The sequence below is a fragment of the Paramagnetospirillum sp. genome (genome assembly GCF_058402745.1).
In genome coordinates this window covers 38285-57460 of record NZ_JBZVFI010000003.1, presented here as the reverse complement: position 1 = coordinate 57460, position 19176 = coordinate 38285, and the positions used below count along the sequence as shown (strand labels likewise).

The 19176-nt window shown below is 67.3% G+C and carries 16 protein-coding genes; 5 read left to right on the top strand and 11 right to left on the bottom strand.

The window, feature by feature from the left end:
- Nucleotides 1-95: 95 nt before the first annotated feature.
- Both ACV4UZ_RS01165 and ACV4UZ_RS01160 read right to left on the bottom strand, forming a co-directional pair.
- The gene (locus tag ACV4UZ_RS01165) at nucleotides 96-2681 is read right to left on the bottom strand and encodes a PAS domain S-box protein (RefSeq protein WP_491599123.1); all 2586 of its coding nucleotides are present in this window, start codon (nucleotides 2679-2681) and stop codon (nucleotides 96-98) included.
- Between the two features lie 36 nt (nucleotides 2682-2717).
- Nucleotides 2718-4769: a methyl-accepting chemotaxis protein gene (locus ACV4UZ_RS01160; RefSeq protein ID WP_491599122.1), complete on the bottom strand. Its 2052-nt coding sequence runs from the start codon at nucleotides 4767-4769 to the stop codon at nucleotides 2718-2720.
- Nucleotides 4770-4956: 187 nt separating this feature from the next.
- Here ACV4UZ_RS01160 and ACV4UZ_RS01155 point away from each other — a divergent pair, with 187 nt between their 5' ends.
- The gene (locus tag ACV4UZ_RS01155; RefSeq protein ID WP_491599121.1) at nucleotides 4957-5757 is read left to right on the top strand and encodes an RMD1 family protein; all 801 of its coding nucleotides are present in this window, start codon (nucleotides 4957-4959) and stop codon (nucleotides 5755-5757) included.
- On the opposite strand, the gene ACV4UZ_RS01150 is transcribed toward ACV4UZ_RS01155, so the two are convergent.
- The 7 genes from ACV4UZ_RS01150 to ACV4UZ_RS01120 form a co-directional block, all read right to left on the bottom strand.
- A complete protein-coding gene (locus ACV4UZ_RS01150) occupies nucleotides 5754-6518 on the bottom strand; it encodes an anti-sigma factor family protein (RefSeq protein ID WP_491599120.1) in 765 nt (254 codons plus the stop codon). The two genes, ACV4UZ_RS01155 and ACV4UZ_RS01150, sit on opposite strands and share 4 nt — an antisense overlap.
- Entirely contained in the window at nucleotides 6515-7021 is a 507-nt protein-coding gene (locus ACV4UZ_RS01145; RefSeq protein ID WP_491599119.1) for a sigma-70 family RNA polymerase sigma factor, read from the bottom strand. Before ACV4UZ_RS01145 ends, ACV4UZ_RS01150 begins: the two co-directional genes overlap by 4 nt.
- A 13-nt stretch (nucleotides 7022-7034) precedes the next feature.
- Nucleotides 7035-7409: a COG4315 family predicted lipoprotein gene (locus ACV4UZ_RS01140; protein ID WP_491599118.1), complete on the bottom strand. Its 375-nt coding sequence runs from the start codon at nucleotides 7407-7409 to the stop codon at nucleotides 7035-7037.
- A 197-nt stretch (nucleotides 7410-7606) separates the two neighbouring features.
- Nucleotides 7607-8014, bottom strand: coding sequence for a response regulator (locus tag ACV4UZ_RS01135; protein ID WP_491599117.1), 408 nt, complete (start codon nucleotides 8012-8014; stop codon nucleotides 7607-7609).
- A gap of 106 nt (nucleotides 8015-8120) precedes the next feature.
- Nucleotides 8121-10805: a pyruvate, phosphate dikinase gene (ppdK, locus tag ACV4UZ_RS01130; protein ID WP_491599116.1), complete on the bottom strand. Its 2685-nt coding sequence runs from the start codon at nucleotides 10803-10805 to the stop codon at nucleotides 8121-8123.
- A gap of 115 nt (nucleotides 10806-10920) precedes the next feature.
- Complete coding sequence (gene glyS / locus ACV4UZ_RS01125) at nucleotides 10921-12993, bottom strand: glycine--tRNA ligase subunit beta (RefSeq protein ID WP_491599115.1); 2073 nt, start codon at nucleotides 12991-12993, stop codon at nucleotides 10921-10923.
- Between the two features lie 4 nt (nucleotides 12994-12997).
- Nucleotides 12998-13879, bottom strand: coding sequence for a glycine--tRNA ligase subunit alpha (locus ACV4UZ_RS01120; protein ID WP_491599114.1), 882 nt, complete (start codon nucleotides 13877-13879; stop codon nucleotides 12998-13000).
- A gap of 185 nt (nucleotides 13880-14064) precedes the next feature.
- On the opposite strand from ACV4UZ_RS01120, the gene ACV4UZ_RS01115 reads away from it, so the two are divergent.
- The gene (locus ACV4UZ_RS01115) at nucleotides 14065-14856 is read left to right on the top strand and encodes a crotonase/enoyl-CoA hydratase family protein (RefSeq protein ID WP_491599113.1); all 792 of its coding nucleotides are present in this window, start codon (nucleotides 14065-14067) and stop codon (nucleotides 14854-14856) included.
- Here the strand turns inward: ACV4UZ_RS01115 and gcvA are convergent.
- Nucleotides 14841-15731 carry a transcriptional regulator GcvA gene (gcvA, locus tag ACV4UZ_RS01110; RefSeq protein WP_491599112.1) on the bottom strand — a complete coding sequence of 297 codons (891 nt, stop codon included), beginning with the start codon at nucleotides 15729-15731 and terminating at the stop codon, nucleotides 14841-14843. The genes ACV4UZ_RS01115 and gcvA overlap by 16 nt on opposite strands.
- Before the next feature lie 184 nt (nucleotides 15732-15915).
- Between gcvA and ACV4UZ_RS01105 the strand changes: the two genes are divergently transcribed.
- Together ACV4UZ_RS01105 and ACV4UZ_RS01100 are read left to right on the top strand one after the other, a co-directional pair.
- Complete coding sequence (locus ACV4UZ_RS01105; protein WP_491599111.1) at nucleotides 15916-16338, top strand: bacteriohemerythrin; 423 nt, start codon at nucleotides 15916-15918, stop codon at nucleotides 16336-16338.
- Nucleotides 16339-16510: 172 nt separating this feature from the next.
- Entirely contained in the window at nucleotides 16511-17206 is a 696-nt protein-coding gene (locus ACV4UZ_RS01100) for a glutathione S-transferase N-terminal domain-containing protein (protein ID WP_491599110.1), read from the top strand.
- Between the two features lie 161 nt (nucleotides 17207-17367).
- Here ACV4UZ_RS01100 and ACV4UZ_RS01095 read toward each other — a convergent pair whose 3' ends face one another.
- On the bottom strand, nucleotides 17368-17550 hold the full coding sequence (locus tag ACV4UZ_RS01095) for a hypothetical protein (RefSeq protein ID WP_491599109.1): 183 nt from the start codon (nucleotides 17548-17550) through the stop codon (nucleotides 17368-17370).
- Between ACV4UZ_RS01095 and ACV4UZ_RS01090 the strand changes: the two genes are divergently transcribed.
- Nucleotides 17534-19174 (top strand): methyl-accepting chemotaxis protein, encoded by a 1641-nt coding sequence (locus ACV4UZ_RS01090; RefSeq protein ID WP_491599108.1) that lies wholly within the window; start codon nucleotides 17534-17536, stop codon nucleotides 19172-19174. The two genes, ACV4UZ_RS01095 and ACV4UZ_RS01090, sit on opposite strands and share 17 nt — an antisense overlap.
- The last annotated feature ends 2 nt before the right edge of the window (nucleotides 19175-19176 follow it).

Below are 19176 nucleotides of genomic sequence, written 5' to 3'. Positions count from 1 at the left end.
GGAACTACCCTATCTCCGACGGCAGCCGATTTCAACCATGCCTTGAAGACGAATTGTTGCACTCCCGCGCCCCCATGCGCCTGCCCCGGGAATTCTCACGCCACGGTGACGGCCGGTCCCCGGACCGGCAGCGCCACCCGGAAGACCGAGCCCTCGCCCGGCACAGATTCCACCCAGATTCGTCCGCCGTGATGCTCGGCGATCTTGCGGCACGATGCAAGGCCGATGCCCGTGCCGGGATACTGCTCCTGGCCGACCAGCCGCTGGAAGATCTGGAACAGGCGGGCCTGCCCGGCCGGATCGATGCCGATGCCGTTGTCGCGGACCGAGACAATCCATTCCTCGCCGTCCAGGGCGCACGAGACGTCCACCATGGGCGGCCGGTCCTCGGCCCGGAACTTGACGGCGTTGGCGATCAGGTTCTGGAACAGGCGTTCCAGTTCGACGGCGTTGCCGTGAACCGACGGCAGGTCATCCGCCACCTTGACCGTGGCGCCGCTTTCCTGGATCAGCGCGCTCAGGTTGATCAGGGCCAATTGCAGGACCTCGTCCAGACGGACGGATTCGTCATCATGGCCGCTGCGTCCGATCCGCGAATACTCCAGGAGATCGGTGATCAGGCGATCCATGCGCTTGGCCCCGTCCACGGCGAAGCCGATGAATTCCCGGCAATCGTGATCCAGGCCGTCGCCCAGGCGGCGCTGCAGCAGGGTGATGTAGGAACTGATCATGCGCAGCGGCTGGCGCAGATCGTGGGAGGCCACATAGGCGAAATGCTCCAGTTCGGCGTTGGAGCGTTTCAGTTCCTTCTCCACCGACAGCCGGGCGGTGATGTCCTGGGCAATGCCCAGAAAGCCGCTGAGTTCGCCGGAATCGTCATACAGCGCCGTGATGGTCAGCAGGACGCGGAACCGCCCGCCATCCTTGCGGATATAGGTCCATTCGCCGCTGTCGGGCTTGCCCGTGTCCAGGGTCTTGGCGACGAAGCACTGGAAGCCGGCCTCGACCGGCCGCCCCAGTTCCTCGCTCAGAAGGGCGGCGCGGCGCGTCACCTCGCCCGCGTCATGAATGATGGCCGGCGAGGCCTTGCCGATCATCTCGTCGGCGCCATAGCCCAGCCAGCGCTCGGCGGTGGGATTGAACAGCGAGATGGTCCCATCGACGGCGGTGGCGATGATGGACGATCCCGCCCCGTCCAGCACCGCGCGGCGAAAGACCAGCAGCGAACGCACCTCGCGCTCGGCTTGGCGCCGGGCCGTCACGTCATGGACGATCGAATAGAGCAGCTGGCGCCCGGTGACCTCCACCGGCCCCGACCAGACCTCCACGTCGCGGACCTCGCCCGAGGCGAGGCGATGGCGGAAATCAAAATGGTCGCGAAGCTCCGCCTTGGCCTTCCGCATCTCCTCGGCGATGGCCGCCTTGTCCAGGGTGTTGATCTCCGAAATACGCATGGAGAGCAGCTGTTCATGGGTCCAGCCGTAATAGACCTCGGCGGCGTGGTTGGCGTCGATGATCCGCCCGTCGGCGGGATCGATCAGCATCTCCACCGCCTTGCAGCCGTGGAACAGCGCGTGATAGAGCGTCCCCCGGTCCCGCAGGGCCGCTTCAGCCGCTCCCACCTTGGCCTGCAGCGCGTTGAAGGCGCCGATCATCCGCCCGACCTCGTCGATGCGCGTCACCTCCAGCGGGGCGAGCGGAACGTGGCCGTCGACCATGGCCTGAATTTGCCCGGTGGCGCGATGCAGGGGCGACAGGGCGGTGCGCAGCACCAGCCACAACAAACCCAGCGACACCAGCCCAAAGCCCACCAGGGCCGCCACCAGGCGGCTCTTGATTCCGGCTATGGGCTCGAAGGCCTCGGCGGTGGGCAGGCGGGCCACCAGCACCCATCCGGTCGACTCGACGCGGCGGGCGGCGGTCAGTTCCTCGATTCCCAGCGAACTGACCGTCACCCCCGCTCCCTCGTAACCATCCACATAGCGGTCCAGCATGCGGTTGACGCCGCGCCGGGGCATCGGGGTGAATATGCGCTCCTTGTTGGTGGAAACGACGATGAGACCGGACTTGGGCGCCACCATGTAAAGGCCGCCGGTCGCCCCCACCTTCTGCTCCACCAGACGGCCGAGGAAGTTGCCCTGGGTCAGGGTGGCGGTGCCCACCAGCGCGCCGATGATGCGCTGGCCATCGCGGACGGCCACGGCCATGGTCACCGCCGGCTGGCCGAGGGCCTTGTCGAAATAGGGCTCGCCGAGCAGGGAACGACCGGTCTCGATCACCGGTTCGATCCCCGTCAGCCGGGCGAAGTCGCCCCCCAGCCGCCCCAGGTCGGGGGCCTCGGCCCGGACCATGCCGTCACGGTCGAGAAGCACCAGGCCGCCGGCAAAGAAGCCCTTGATCCCGATGCGATTGTCGAGAAAGGCGGTCAGGGCTTTCGGATCGTTCCAGCCGACCGCCGGAATCAGCCCCGCCACCCGTTCCATGGCGCCGATCTGCAGCTTGATCTTCTGGTCCAGCTCCTCGGCCAGTCCGCCGACGAAGGCCGCCTGCTGGCGGGCCAGGAGGCTTTCCATATCGTGCTGCAGCGAGCCGGCGAACAACACGGCAACGATGGCACCGACACCGAGGAACGACAGCAGGAAAAGAGTGAGAATGCGTATCCGTAACGACCTGAAATCCACGCTGCCTCCCGCCCCGGCTTTCCGGTCAGGATACGGCTAATTCCTGACCGTCCTCAAGAACTGTTCCACCTCGGCCTCGAGGCCGGACACCACGTCGGCCAGGGCACGGGCGCTCCAGATCACCCGAACCGTTCCGGCGCAGGCCATGGCCGACGAGCGGGACATTTCGGCGACGCTGCCCGACACCGCCGCCGCCTCCACCGCCACCTGTCCGATGTTGCCGGCGATGTCGCGGGTGGTGGCCTCCTGCTGCTGCACCGCGCCGGCGATGGCCGAGGACACCTGATCGATGGAGCGGATGGTTTCCACCACGCCGGCGATGCTGCCGGTCATCTCGCGGGTGGAGGCCTGGATGGCCGCCACCTGGGCGGTGATGTCGTCGGTGGCCCTGGCGGTCTGGTTGGCGAGATGCTTGACCTCCCCCGCCACCACGGCGAAACCCTTGCCCGCCTCGCCCGCCCGGGCCGCCTCGATGGTGGCGTTCAAGGCCAGCAGGTTGGTCTGGGCGGCGATGTCGCTGATCATCCTGACGATCTCGCCGATGGACTGGACCGCGTGGGACAGGTCCTCCATCTGGCGGGTAGTTTCGCTGACGTCATCGACGGCGCGCCGGGCGATATGGGTCGCCTGCCCCACCTGCTGGGCGATCTCGTCGACCGAGAGGGTCATTTGCCGGGTCGCCTCGGACACCACGTCGGCGCGCTCGGTGGTCTGCCTGGAAGCCTCGGCCACGTCGAGGGAACGGCCGCCGCTGGTTTCCGAACGCTTGGCCATGATCTGGGCGGTGCCCCGGATTCCCGCGGTCGAGCGCCCCACCTCGGCGACCCTGGCCTTGACGGTGGCCTCGAAATGGTCGGCGAGGTCGTGCAACATCTGGCGGCGGTTGATTGCGGCCTGATGCTCGGCCTCGGCCCGCTCGGCCTCGAGGCGCTGGCGGGCCTCGCTGTGCTCGCGGAACACCTGGGTGGCCCGCGCCATCTCGGCGATCTCGTCGGCATATTGGGTCCCCTCCAGACGGACGGAAAGGTCGCCTTCCGACAGCCGGGTCATGGCCTCGGCCAGATGGGAGACCGGCCGGACGATGGAGCGCACCACCGCCACGATGATGAAGCCGGTCAGGGCGAGAAGGGCCGCCAGCCCGGCGGAGACCATGACCAGCGAACGGGTGGCTTCGTCCCTGAGGCGCCCGGCCTGGGCATGGATCTCCCGGCCGATATGGTCCTCCACCGTCTTCAGCGCGTCGATCCGCTTGGTCGAGGCGGCGAACCAGGCGGGGCCGGTGACGTCGCCGATGGTTCCGGTGACGGCGCTTTCGATGGCGACGGCGCGCATGCGCGCCACCGGTTCCTCGATTTCGGAGGACAGGGCGGCCTTCAGCGCGGCGGCGGCCTCGGCCGAGGCGTAGCGCTGGAACACCGCGAAGGAGGAGCGCTGTTCCGCCCCCAGTTCCAGATAGCGCCGGTAGAGGACGGGCTCGAACTTGCCGGAAGCGAAGCCCCCCGCCCCGGTGGCGCGCTCCAGGCCGGCGCTTTCCTTGGCGTCGGTCAGCGCCACATAGGACGAAATCAGCTTGGCGGTCTCCACGTCGGGGCTGACGATGCCGACCCGGGCGACGGCGGCGATCAGCCGGCGGATCGCCTCGGTATAGGCGCCGACCGCCTCGGGCACCTTGGGCTCCAGGCGATCGACCCGGCCCCGCAGATCGGGCAGGCGGCGCAGCGCCTCGCGCACGTTCTCCACGGTGCCGGCCCCCAGCGCCTCGGCGGTGGCGGCCTCCAGGCCGCCCAACCCCGCTTCCAGTTCGGCGATCCTGCGGTCCGAATCCTTGCGCCGCTCGGCCAGCTCGGCGGCGAACTGGGTTCCCTTGCTGCCCAGGAACAGGGCCGAGGACCCGCGCTCGCGCTGCAGCTCGTGAACGACCCCGTTGGCCTTCACCGCCACGTCCGCCAGCCCGGTGAGAACCTTGCCCCGCCCGGCGGCGGCCATGTCCTGGCGCACCAGCCAGAAGGACAGCGCGATCAGGGCGGCGATCACCGGCAGAATGCCGAAGGCGATGCGCCCGCCGATGCGGGAATTGCGCAGAGTCACGGTACCATCCCCCCTCGATTCAAAGATGGGTATTTTACCCACACCTTTATCACATTTCGATTCTGACGGCCTATGCGCATTCCGGGCGGCAGCCCCCTTGATGAAGAATTGGTGACATCGGCCGTCATCCCGGTCACGACCCCGTCACGAAGTGGTAGAACGGGAGCCCCAACCTCAGGCGCTACCGATGACCGAGCCCTCACCTCCCACTCCCCACCGTCTTGCCGCCCAGGTCCTGCTGCTGGGCGAGCGCCTCGACACCAAGCGCCTGGAGGAGGGCGTGGTGCTGGCCACCGCGCCGTTGATCATCCGCGCCGGCCGCGAGGGCTTCGCCGTGCTGTTCCGCTACGGCGTGGTGGTGCTGTTCGGCCTGGACCCCATGGAGGAGGCGGTGTTCCTCGCCTCGCTGGGCAAGCTGGTCGCCGATCCCCTGCCCGTCCAGGGCCGGGAGGCGGCCGAGGTGCAGATCGAGCCCGATGGCGAGGACCGGGTGGATCAGTCGGGAACGGTCTTTCTGGCCGATTCCAGCCCCCAGCGTCTGCAGCTGGTGGCCGAGGTACTGGCCCGCGACCTGGTGCTCAGCCATTACGAGACGCGGATCGCCAAGGTGTTCGACGCCGTCGAGCCTCTGGCGGTGTCGCTCAGCAAGGGGGCGCTGCACAAGCTGAAGACCAAGGAATTGCTGGCCCAGATCGGCGAGGTGCTGCTGGCCGAGCACCGCATGGTGGGCCGCGTCGAATTGCTGGAAAGCCCGGAAGTGCTGTGGGTCAGGCCGGAACTGGAACGCCTGTTCATCCGGCTGGAGCGCGAATACGACCTGTCTGGCCGCAACCGGGCGCTGGACCGCAAGCTGGAGGTGATCTCCGACACCGCCGAGACGCTGCTCGACCTGATTCAGACCCGCTCGTCCATCAAGGTGGAATGGTACATCGTCGGCCTGATCGTCTTCGAGATCCTGATTTCCATCTACGAGAAGGTCCGGCTCTAACTCTCCAGCTGATGATGGACCGCCTTGGCCATGTCCATCAGCCGCTGGCGGTCCACGTCGCCGGCCAGGGCATAGCCCAGCGGCCCGTCCAGCCAGTAGAAGGCCTCCACCCGTCCCTGCGCCGCGAAGCGGAAGGCTGTCTCGCTTCCTTCGGTGTTGCGCCGCAGGTAAAGGGTCACCCGCCGTCCGTCGGCGTTCTCGTACATGAACTGGGCGGCCGGCCCCGACGCGGCGGGCAGCAGCCGCCCCCCCACCAGGGAGAAGCCCGCCTCCGACAGGTCGGGAACCCTCAGCTCCGCTCCAAGCCGCTTGGACAGCCAGGCCACCAGATGGGCGCGGTCGCCCGCCGTGACCTCGACGGGATGACGGATCTCGGCGGCAAAGACCACATGGGCCGACAGGGCCTCGGCGGCCACCAGGGCACCGGGGGCCGAGACGGCCCCGCCGCCGCGCAGCCACCAGCCCCCCGCCCCCCCGGCCAGAACCAGCAGCACCATGGCGGCCATGCGCAGCAGCGGCGCCAGCCAGCGGCCCGGCCGCCCGGCCTTCACCGCCGCCACCCGCAGCCGGTCGGGCAAGGCCTCGTCCAGCACCGGATCGAACAGGCGGTGCAGTCCCTCCACCTGCTCGCGCCATTGCCGCACCCGCTCGGCGTCGCGGGGATTGGCCTCCAGCCAGTCCTCGACCTCCCCCACCCTGTCGGGGTCGAGGACGCCGTCCACATAGGACAGCAGATCGTCGTCGGAAACCGACTTCCTCATTTCACTCTCCGGATGGCGGATTCGCCGCCGTGCATCAACAGGGCGAGGCGGTCGCGGCCGCGCTTCAGGCGCGACATCACCGTGCCGACCGGCACGCCGGTCACCGCGGCGACCTCGGCATAGCTCAGCCCCTCCAGCCCCACCAGCAGCACGGTCTCGCGCTGCTCCGGCGCCAGCTGGGCCAGGGCGGCGACCATGTCGCGCACCGCCAGACGGTCCGTCTGGCCGGGAGCGGTGGCCACGGTGTCGAGGGCCTCGTCCATGCCGTTGGTCTCCGGGCGGAGCTTGCGCCGCCGCAATTCGTCGATCCATGCGTTGCGCAGAATGGTGAAGAGCCAGGCCCGCAGATTGCCGTCGCGGCGCCACGGGGCCAGGCGGGAGAGCGCCCGCTCCAGGCAATCCTGGACCAGGTCGTCGGCCTGGGCGGCGTTCCCGGACAGGGCGCGGGCATAGCGCCGCAGCCCGGGAATCTCCGCCTCGATCTGGCTCTCCAGCGTGGTCATGGGTGATAGATGGCTACGGCTTGGCCACCCGCCAAACATCCTTGAAGCCCTCGCCGGTGACGTCGCCGGGCTTGGCATCCTTGATCCAGGTGTAGAGCGGCTTGCCCTTGTAGGCCCATTGCATGGAGCCGTCCGCCCGCTTGATGACGGTGTAATCCCCCTCGGCCATGGCCCCCGACGCGGCCATCAGCGGCGGCCAGTTCTGGGCGCAGGCATCGACGCAAGCCGACATGCCGGGAGTGTCCTTGTCGAAGGTGTAGAGCGTCATGCCCTTGTCGTCGGTCAGCACGGTGCCAAGCGCGCTTTGCCCCTGCTTGACCGGGGCGGCGAAGGCGGCCGTGCTCATGAGAAGAGCGGCGGCGAAGATGGTGAGGCTCTTGGCTATCATGGCTTCCTCCAGGTGCGGCCCGGCATGGGCCGCTGATGAGGAAACGGATGACGGCGGGGATTATTCCCTGGGGAGCGAATTTTATTTATGTCATCCCGAGCGAAGTCGAGGGATCTCCGCCTGCGATGCCTTTTCCGGTTTGGAAAAACTATTCCAGAACGAGATCCCTCCTCCCGTTGGTCGTCGGGATGACAGCCCTAACCCTTCAGCTTCTTCAGGGCCGCCACCAGGGTTTCGCGGGTGAAGGGCTTGGCGATGTAGCCGTCCACCCCCTTGGTCCGGGCGACGCGCACGTCGTCCAGGTCGGTCTTCGAGGTCAGCATGATGAACTGCACCTGGGGATATTTGGCCTTGGCCGCTTCCAGCAGGGCCAGGCCGTCCACCTCGGGCATGATCCAGTCGCTGATGATGATGTCGGGGATGTGGTCGGCGTGTTCCAGCTTGGTCAGGGCATCGGCGCCATCGGTGGCGGGCACCACCTTCTTGGCTCCCAGGCCACGCAGCAGACTGGCTTCCAGCATGCGGGCCGAGGTCATGTCCTCGACCACCATGAACACCTTGCCGCCCATCCAGGCGGTGAAGTCGGCATCGTCCTGCACGCTCATGAACCTGATCTCCTGAACAACCCCCCATTAACTTTAGTATGGCACCGCGCGACTTTCCAGCCCTCGTATTGAAAAAGGGCCCCGAAGGGCCCTTTTCCCCTGGCCGTCAGGCCGTCCCGGAGGAGGACGAGCCGCCCAGCGCCGCCTGGGCGGCGGCGAGGCGGGCGATGGGCACGCGGTAAGGCGAGCAGGACACGTAATCCAGCCCCGCCCCCTGGCAGAAGTGGATGGAGGCCGGGTCGCCGCCATGCTCGCCGCAGATGCCGAGCTTGAGCCCCGAGCGGGTGGCGCGGCCGCGTTCGGCGGCGATCTTGATCAGCTCGCCGACACCCGACTGGTCCAGGCTGGCGAAGGGGTCGTGCTCGTAGATGCCCTTGGCGCGGTAGACCTCGAGGAACGGGCCGGAATCGTCGCGGCTCATGCCGAAGGTGGTCTGGGTCAGGTCGTTGGTGCCGAACGAGAAGAACTCGCCGGTCTGGGCGATGTCGCCGGCCAGCAGGGCGGCGCGCGGCAGTTCGATCATGGTGCCGACCATGTACTTCACCGCGTATTTCTGCTCGGCGAACACCGCCTCGGCTTCCTTGTCGATGCTGGCCTTCATCAGGTCCAGCTCCTTCTTGGCGCCCACCAGGGGGATCATGATCTCGGGCGTCACGGTGCGGCCGGTCTCACGCGACACGTGCACCGCCGCCTCGAAGATGGCGCGGGCCTGCATCTCGTAGATTTCCGGGTAGGTGATGCCCAGACGGCAGCCGCGATGGCCGAGCATGGGGTTGCTCTCGTGCAGGGCGGCGTTGCGGGCCTTGACCACAGCGGGCTCGACGCCCGCTTCCCTGGCCACCTCGGCGATCTCGTCCTCGGTGTGGGGCAGGAACTCGTGCAGCGGCGGGTCGAGCAGGCGGATGGTCACCGGCAGGCCCTGCATGATCTCGAACAGGTCGATGAAGTCCTGGCGCTGGAACGGCAGCAGCTTGGCCAGGGCGGCGCGGCGGCCCTTCTCGGTCTCGGCCAGGATCATCTCGCGCATGGCGATGATGCGCCTGGGATCGAAGAACATGTGCTCGGTGCGGCACAGGCCGATGCCCTCGGCCCCGAACTTGCGCGCCGTGGCGGCGTCCAGCGGGGTCTCGGCGTTGGCGCGGACCTTCAGCGTGCGGATGGTGTCCACCCACTCCATCAGGGTGCCGAAATCGCCGGTCAGTTCCGGCTGGATGGTGGCGACGGCGCCGATGAACACCTCGCCGGTGGAGCCGTCCAGCGTGATGGTCTCGCCTTCCTTCACCACCTTGCCGGCGACCTTGATGGTCTTGGCGGCGTAATCGACGCGGATCTCGCCGGCGCCGGCCACGCAAGGCGTGCCCATGCCGCGCGCCACCACGGCGGCGTGGCTGGTCATGCCGCCCCGCGTGGTGAGGATGCCCTCGGAGACGTGCATGCCGCCAATATCCTCGGGGCTGGTCTCGATGCGCACCAGGATCACCCGCTCCTTGCGGTTCTTGACCCAATCCTCGGCGTCCTCGGCCGAGAACACCACCTTGCCCGAGGCGGCGCCCGGCGAGGCCGGCAGGCCGCGACCCAGCAGGGTGCGCGGCGCCTTGGGGTCGAGCGTGGGGTGCAGCAGCTGGTCCAGCGAGGCGGGATCGATGCGCTTGATGGCCTCCTTGCGGGTGATCAGGCCTTCGCGCGCCATATCCACGGCGATCTTCAGCGCCGCCTTGGTGGTGCGCTTGCCGGTGCGGGTCTGGAGCATCCACAGGCGGTTCTGCTGAACCGTGAACTCCATGTCCTGCATGTCCTTGTAGTGCGCCTCCAGCTTGTGGCGGATGGCGTTCAGTTCCTTGAACACCTCGGGCATGCACTCTTCCATGGCCGGCAGGTCGGACGACTGGGCGTTCTTGCCGGCGATGGTCAGCTGCTGCGGCGTGCGGATGCCGGCCACCACGTCCTCGCCCTGGGCGTTGACCAGGAACTCGCCGTAGAACTCGTTCTCGCCGGTGGAGGGGTTGCGGGTGAAGCACACGCCGGTGGAACAGTCATTGCCCATGTTGCCGAACACCATGGACTGCACGTTGACGGCGGTGCCCCACTCGGCGGGGATGTCGTGCAGGCGGCGATAGGTGATGGCGCGCTGGTTCATCCACGAGCCGAACACGGCGCCGACGGCGCCCCACAGCTGCTCGTGGACGTCCTGGGGGAAGGGCTTGCCCAGCTGTTCCTGGACCTTGTCCTTGTACTTGGCCACCACCTTCTTCAGGTCATCGGCGTCCAGCTCGGTATCGAGGCTGACGCCCTTGTCTTCTTTCACCTCGTCGAGGATCTCCTCGAAATTGTGATGATCGACGCCCAGGACCACGTTGGAATACATCTGGATGAAGCGGCGATAGCTGTCATAGGCGAAACGGGCGTCGCCCGAGCGCTTGGCCAGTCCCTCCACCGACTTGTCGTTGAGGCCGAGGTTGAGGATGGTGTCCATCATGCCCGGCATGGAGGCGCGCGCGCCCGAGCGCACCGAGACCAGCAGCGGGTCGGCGGTGGAGCCGAACTTGAGGCCGATGTCCTCCTCGACCTGGGCCAGGGCGGCCATCACCTCTTCCTTGAGGCTGGCGGGATAGGTCTCGCCATTGGCGTAATAATAGGTGCAGACCTCGGTCGAGATGGTGAACCCGGGGGGGACGGGAATGCCGAGATTGCTCATCTCCGCCAGATTGGCGCCCTTGCCGCCCAGCAGGTTCTTCATGTCGGCGCGTCCTTCGGACTTGCCTGCGCCGAAGCTGTAGACCCATTTCGTCATGGCCGTTCTCGTCCCCGATCCAGAAAAAGGAAAACCCGCGCCGCCGGTGGCTGCGCGGGCTTCATCATGCTACGTCCCAGAGGGATTGAAAATAGGGAGTACTGCTTTCTACCTCTCAGCCTTGGCCCTCGACCTTGGAGAAGTCGGCCAGCCGGCCCATGGCCGCGCCGATCAGGGCCAGCAGCTTCAGGCGGTTGACGCGCAAGGGCGCCTCGTCGGCGTTGACGGTGACCTTGTCGAAGAAGGCGTCGACCGGACGGCGCAGCCGGGCGAGCGCCGCCATGGCGGCGGCGAAATCCTCGGCGGCCAGCGCCTTCTCCACCGCCGGCCCCACATCGGCCAGGGCGGCGGCCAGGGCCTTCTCCTCGTCCTGGCGCAGCAGGGCTTCGTCGGCCGCGCCACGGAACAGGGCGCCGTCCTTCTTCTCCTCGATGCGCACGATGTTGGCGGCGCGGCGATAGGCGACCAGCAGGTTGGCGCCGTCGTCCGAAGCCAGGAAGGCGCCAAGCGCCTCGACCCGCTTCAACAGGCGGACCAGATCGTCCTCGCCGCCCAGCGAGAAGATGGCGGTGATCAGGTCGTGACGGACCCCCTTCTCCTTCAGCGCCACCGCCAGGCGGTCGGCGAAGAAGTTCAGCAGGTCCTTGGCCAACTCGCTGGGCGACTGCTCCAGCCTGGCCTTGTAATGTCCCGACGCCAGGAAGAACACCTGGGCCAGCGGCAGGCGCAGATTGTTCTCCAGCACCAGCCGGATCACGCCCAGGGCCGCACGGCGCAGCGCGAAGGGGTCCTTGGAGCCGGTCGGCTTCTCGTTGATGCCGAAGAAGCCCACCAGGGAATCGATCTTGTCGGCCAGGGCGACCGCCACCGACACCGGCGCCGTGGGGCAGGAATCGCCCGGTCCCTGGGGGGCGTAATGGGCGGCGATGGCATCGGCCACCTGCGGCGCCTCGCCGTCGTTCATCGCGTAGTAACGGCCCATCAGGCCCTGCAGCTCGGGGAACTCGCCCACCAGTTCCGACGACAGGTCGGCCTTGGCCAGGCGGGCGGCCCGCTCGGCCGCCGCCGTGTCGGCGCCGGTCATGCCGGCGATGTTGCCGGCCAGGGCGGCGATGCGCTCCACCTTGTCGGCCACGGTGCCGAGGCTGGCATAGAAGGTGCGCTCCGCCAGCTTGGGCAGGCGGGAGTCCAGGCGCTGCCGGCGGTCGGTGTCCCAGAAGAACTTGGCGTCGGACAGGCGGGCGCGCAGCACGCGCTGATTGCCCGCGACGACCGCGCTTCCGCCGTCGTTGGTCTCCATGTTGGAGATGACGATGAAGCGGGGCGCCAGCGAGCCGTCGGCCTTCAGGAGCGAGAAGTACTTCTGGTGGGCGCGCATGGAGGTGATCAGCACCTCGGCCGGCACGTCCATGAACTTGTCGTCGATGGAGCCCACCAAAGGCACCGGCCATTCCACCAGCCCGGTGACCTCGGCCAGCAGGCCGTCGTCGGCCTTGAGGGTCAGACCCTCGGCCGCCGCCAGGGCTTCGGCGCCGGAAAGGATGGCGTGGCGGCGCTCGACGGAATCGAGCATCACCTTGGCGTGGCGCAGGCGGGCGAGGTAATCGGCGAAATCCTTGACCCGGAAGCTTTCGGGAGCCAGGAAGCGATGGCCGGCGGTCAGGTCGCCCGCCTTGTGGGGGCCGAACTCCACCGGCACGACGCGGCCGTCGAACAGGGCCAGGATGGACTGGATGGGACGCACCCAGCGGATGGTGTTGGCGCCCCAGCGCTGGCTCTTGGGCCAGGGGAAGGCGGCCATGGCGCTCTCCACCACGTCCTTCAGGACCTCGGCGGTGGAGCGGCCCTTGCGGTTGACCACCGCGAAATAGAACACCCCCTTGCCGGTGTCGCGCTGTTCCAACTGCTCGACGCTCATGCCGGTGGACTTGAGGAAGCCCTCCATGGCCTGGGCGGGCGAGCCGACGCGGGGACCGCGCTTTTCCTCCGACACGTCGGGACCGGCCTGGGGCAGGCCCTCGATCACCAGCACCAGGCGGCGCGGCGTGACGTAGGAGCGCAAAGCCTCGAAGGCGATGCCGTTCTTGCCCAGCCCATCCGCCACCATGGTGCGCAGGTCGTCGGCGGCGCGCGCCTGCATGCGGGCGGGGATTTCCTCGGAGAAGATTTCAAGCAGGAACTCGGCCATGGCTTCAGCCCTCCTTTCCGGAACGAGAAGCCAGCCAGCCCTCGCAGCAGGCCTTGGCCAGGGCGCGGACGCGGCCGATATAGGCCTGACGCTCGGTGACCGAGATCACGCCGCGCGCGTCCAGCAGGTTGAAGCGGTGGCTCGCCTTGATGCACTGGTCGTAGGCGGGCAGCGCCACGCCCTTGGCCAGCAGGTTCTGGCATTCCTTCTCGGCGTCGAGGAAGTGCTGCAGCAGCATGTCGGTATCGGCGTGCTCGAAATTATGGGCGGAGTATTCCTTCTCCGCCTGCAGGAACACGTCGCCATAGGTGACGCCGTCGCCGTTGAAGTCCAGGTCGTAGACGTTCTCGACCCCCTGGATGTACATGGCGAGGCGCTCCAGGCCGTAGGTCAGCTCGACGGCGACCGGGTCGCACTCGATGCCGCCCACCTGCTGGAAATAGGTGAACTGGGTGACCTCCATGCCGTCGCACCACACCTCCCAGCCCAGGCCCCAGGCGCCCAGCGTCGGGCTTTCCCAGTCGTCCTCGACGAAGCGGATGTCGTGGGCCAGCGGGTCGATGCCGAGGCGCTTCAGGCTTTCCAGGTACAGTTCCTGGGAATTGGGCGGCGAGGGCTTCAGCAGCACCTGATACTGGTAGTAATGCTGCAGGCGGTTGGGATTCTCGCCGTAGCGGCCGTCCTTGGGCCGGCGCGACGGCTGGACATAGGCGCACTTCCAGGGCTCCGGCCCCAGGGCGCGCAGCGTGGTGGCCGGATGGAAGGTTCCGGCGCCCACCTCCATGTCGTAGGGCTGGAGGATGACGCAACCCTGCTCGGCCCAGAAGGCCTGGAGGGTGAGGATCAGGCTTTGGAAGCTCGGCTTCTTGGTCCCGACGATGCCCATGGAAAACCGCCGTTCAATCAGGTTTCGCAAAATTGCCGCAACCCTAGCCATGCGGCCTGACTCGGTCAAGACCGAGGGCGCCGTTTCCCGTGACCGGAAGGCATCCTGGGGTGAAAAGACCGCGTTTGCCCATGCGCGGGCCGAGGGCGGATCATCGGGGCAACCAACAGCCGAGGAGCCCTCCCATGTCCGAATGCATCCTGTGCGAGGTCAAGGACAACATCGCCACCGTCACCCTCAACCGCCCGGAAAAGCTCAACGCCATCAACTACGACCTGGTCGACACCCTGATGGCGGTGCTGGACGCCCTGGAAGCCGACGAGATGGTGGCCGCCGTCATCCTCACCGGGGCCGGCGAGCGCGCCTTCTCGGCCGGAGCCGACATCCACGAATTCTCGCGCGGCGTGGCGGCGGGCGGGGAGAAGGCCATGCGCGACTTCGTCCGCCGGGGACAGGCGCTGACCGCCCGGCTGGAAACCTTCGGCAAGCCGGTCATCGCGGCGGTCAACGGCATCGCCTATGGCGGCGGCTGCGAGATCACCGAGGCGGTCCATCTGGCCATCGCCAGCGACCGGGCCATGTTCGCCAAGCCGGAGATCAACCTGGGCATGCCCCCCACCTTCGGCGGCACCCAGCGCCTGCCCCGTCTGGCCGGGCGCAAGCGGGCGCTGGAACTGCTGCTGACCGGCGACCCGTTCAAGCCGGCCCGCGCCCTGGAACTGGGGCTAATCAACGCCGTGGTGCCCCACGACACCCTGATGGCGGCGGCCCGCCGTCTGGCCGGGCGGATGATCCGCCACTCGCCGCTGGCGCTGCGCTCCATCATCACCGCCGTGACGCGGGGCATCAACCTGCCCATCGCCGAGGGGCTGGCGGTGGAGGGCGAGCAGTTCGCCCGCATGATCCCCACCCACGACCTGCGCGAGGGGCTGGACGCCTGGATCGGGCGCCGGACTCCCGTCTACAGGGGGGCATAAGCGGCAAGCTCTTCGCGCAGCCAGTCGCGGAAGGCCACCACCTCGGGCCGGGCCAGGGAATCCCGGCCCGCCACCAGCCAATAGCCGGTGCGGCAACGGCGCGGCGGCCCCAGCACGGAAACCAGCCGCCCGCTTTCCAGGTCGGGGGCGGCCAGCGGCAGGCGGCCGAGCGCGATGCCCCCTCCCTGGGCCGCCGCCTCCCAGGCCATGTGCAGGGTGTCGAGCCTGAGGCCGCGCTCCAGGTCCAGGCCCTCCACCCCGGCCAGATCGGCCCAGGCGGCCCAGTCCTCGGAAATGTTGGTCACCTGCAGCAGCGTCTTGCCCTTCAGGTCCTCGGGCGAGCGGATCCGGGCGGCCATGTCGGGGGCGCAGACCGGCACCAGATCCTCCATGGTCAGGCACAGGCTGTAGAGATCCTGCCAGCCCCCCTGCCCCATGCGGATGGCCACGTCGATGCCGTCGCGGGGAAACTCCACCTGGCGCCGGGCGGTGTCCAGGGTGACCTCGATATTGGGATGACGCTCATGGAAGCGGGGCAGGCCGGGAATCAGCCAGCGCAGCCCGAAGCTGGGCGCCACGCTCACCGCCAGCCGGCCGGTGGGCTTGCGCCCCGGCACCGATTCGGTGGCCCCGGCCAGCTGCTGCAGCACGTCGCGGATGCGCGGCAGATAGGCCCGACCGGCGGCGGTCAGGGCCATGGAACGGTGACCGCGGGCGAACAGCGCCACCCCCAGCCAGTCCTCCAGCGAGGCGATGCCGTGGCTGACGGCGCTGGGGGTGAGATTCAGTTCCTCGGCGGCCAGCTTGAAGCTGAGATGCCGGCCGGCCGCCTCGAACAGGCGAAGGGAATTCAGCGGAGGAAGTCGGTAGGCCATGGACGCTCGCCCCCCCAAATGAAGGTCCAGCGCCGAGTGTCCGGGCCGACGCCGGTCTTTGCAAACGATTTGCCGCCACTCCCGGGTGAATGCAATTCATCCATAAGTCCGATCCAAGCTTCGCCCGTTGAGCCCGGCCGCCGGACAGGCTACCCTAAGGAGGTAGCCAAAGGGGGAAACAACCATGGCCATTGCTTGGGATGAAACGTTAAAGGTCGGCGACATCGAGATCGATGCCGACCACAAGGAACTCATCGGACTGATCAACGATTTCGAGGCCAAGGCCAAGGCCCCGGACGGCGTCGACAAGCACGCCATCCAGGTGACGCTGGAGCGCCTCCAGCTCTACGCCTACGACCACTTCGCCCGCGAGGAATACATTCAGGCGGTGGCCAAGTACGACGGCCTGGAAGAGAACAAGCGCCAGCACGCCGCGCTCAGAAAGACCCTGGGCGACTACATCTCCAAGTTCAATGCCGGCCAGTACGCCGACCTGGCCGTCGCCGCCGGCGAGATGTCCGCCTTCCTGAACCACTGGCTGATGAACCACATCCTGGAAACCGACCTCAAGATGAAGGGAAAGATGAAGGTCGAGCAGTGGCGCTGACCTGACGGCTCTCCGGCCGCCGGAATGCGGCCGGGACGGCCGCGCTCCACAAAGCCGCGCCATCTCGTGGAGCGCGGGCATCCTGCCCGCTGGCGCCCCTCATACCATCGGCAGGGCTTCCGCCCTGCCGGATCAGGCCTACCTCTCAGGGACACCCAACGGGAGCGCCGGCATGATCGATCTCTATTACTGGACCACGCCCAACGGGCACAAGATCACCATCTTCCTGGAAGAGAGCGGCCTGCCCTACCGCATCAAGCCGGTGAACATCTCCAAGGGCGAGCAGTTCCAGCCCGACTTCCTGCGCATCTCGCCCAACAACCGCATGCCGGCCATCGTCGATGACGAGCCCGCCGATGGCGGCGCCCCGCTCAGCGTCTTCGAATCCGGCGCCATCCTGGTCTATCTCGCCGAGAAATGCGGCCGCTTCCTGCCCGCCGACCCGCGCGGCCGGGCCCGGACGCTGCAATGGCTGTTCTGGCAGATGGGCGGACTCGGCCCCATGCTCGGCCAGAACCACCACTTCGTCCAGTACGCCCCGGAAAAGATTCCCTACGCCATCGACCGCTACGTCAAGGAGACCAACCGGCTTTACGGCGTGCTCGACCGACGCCTGGCCGAGGCCGAGTTCATGGCCGGCGAATATTCCATCGCCGACATGGCCTCCTATCCCTGGATCGTCCCCTGGGAGCGCCAAGGGCAGAACCTGGACGACTTCCCCCACCTCAAGCGCTGGTTCAACGCCATCGCCGCCCGCCCGGCGGTGCAAAGGGCCTACGCCCGTGCCGACGAGGTCAACACCCAGCGGGTGGTCACCGAAGAGGCCAGGAAAGTGCTGTTCGGACAAACCGCCGCCACTCTGCCATGACTGAAAGGGGCAGTGGCAGATGAAATGATACATTTTTAACGCATCTTAAAACCAACCCCCCGATGGAATAGTGGGTCAGGCTAATATTACAATCCGTGAATACCAAAGGGTAAGGTAGAGGAGCATCCGGAAGGCTGGTTTAAATCTTACTCTTCATTTTGTCACAAGCTGACACATCTCAGGTTTATCTGCATTTCATCACCTCTGACGTTTGACATCCGCGGCGCATTGCGATTTAGTTGCACTGCAGCAAACGCGGACTTGAACTCGAGGGCGGCGATGACTTGGCTTGATGACAGGCGAATCGGAACAAAAATCGGATTGATCGTGGCGGCGGCCTTCATCGGCATGTGCCTGATCTTCCTCGGCGCCCTCCAGATGCTGGACAGCGAGGTGCTGGGCGGGCGCAAGGCCAAGGTCAAGGATCTGGTGGACAGCGCCGCCGGCATCGTCGCCCTCTACGAGGGGGAGGCCAAGGCCGGACGCCTGCCCGAGGCCGAGGCCAAGGCCGCGGCGCGGCGCGACGTCGCCGCCCTGCGCTATGGCGACAACGACTATTTCTGGATTCACGACCTGAGCGGGCGCATGGTCATGCACCCGATCAAGCCTGAACTGGACGGCAAGGACGTCAGCGACCTCAAGGACGCCACCGGCCATCCGCTGTTCGTGCGCATGAACGAGCTGGTCAAGGCCAAGGGCGCCGACTTCCATTACTACGACTGGCCCAAGCCCGGCAACCCGAAGCCGGTGCGCAAGGTGTCCTATGTCAAACTGAATTCAGGCTGGGGCTGGGTGGTGGGCACCGGCATCTATCTCGACGACGTGGACGCCGCCTTCTGGTCCAGCGCGCTGTATTTCGGCGGCGGCGTCGTGGTGCTCACCCTTCTGGTCCTGGCCCTGTCCATGCTGGTGGCGCGCCGCATCACCAAGCCGCTGGTGAACCTGTCCCTGGTCATGGACGGTCTGTCCAAGAAGGATTTCCACATGGAGGTTCCCGCCCAGTCCCGCAAGGACGAGGTGGGAGGCATGGCGCGCACCGTGGAGATCTTCAAGGAAGGCCTGATCCGCGCCGAGCAGCTGGCCGCCGAGCAGCGCGAGGCCGAGTGGACCAAGGACAAGCGTGCCCGCGTCGTCGACAACCTGCTGAAGGAATTCAACGAGGAAGTGACCGAAGCCCTGCAGGGCATGGCCGCGACCGCCAGTCAGCTGGAATCCACCTCGCGGGTGCTGTCGGAAGCGGCCCAGGGCGCCTCGACCCAGGCCACGGCGGTGGCCTCGGCCATCGAGGAAACCGCCGTCAACATGCGCACGGCGGCCAATTCGGCGGAACAGCTGGCCATTTCCGGCGAGGACATCAGCCAGCGGGTCGGCCTGTCGGTGAGCATCGCCGGCGATGCCTCGGCCGAGGCCGGCCGCACCACCGCCCTGATCAACAGCCTGGCCGAGGCGGTGGACAAGATCGGCGCCGTTGTCGCCCTGATCAACGACATCGCCGCCCAGACCAACCTGCTGGCCTTGAACGCCACCATCGAGGCGGCCAGGGCCGGCGACGCCGGAAAGGGCTTCGCCGTGGTCGCCAACGAGGTCAAGACCCTGGCCAACCAGACGGCGCGCGCCACCGACGAGATCGCCACCCAGATTTCCACCGTCCAGAAGGTCACCGGCGACGCCGTCGCCGCCATCGCCTCCATCTCGGCGGTGATCGAGCGTATCCGCGACACCTCGTCGGGGATCGCCGATGCCGTCCACCGGCAGGACGAGGCCACCGGCGAGATCGCCGAGAACGTCCAGCAAGTTGCCCAGGCGACAAGCGAAGTCAGTTCGAATATCGTAGGGGTCAATCAGGCGGCCGAGCAGACCGAGCGGATCGCCGACGACGTATTCGACACGGCCAAGGACGTCGCGGGGCGGGCCAACACCCTTCGCGAGCGGGTGGACACCTTCCTGACCAGTATCCGGGCATCCTAGAA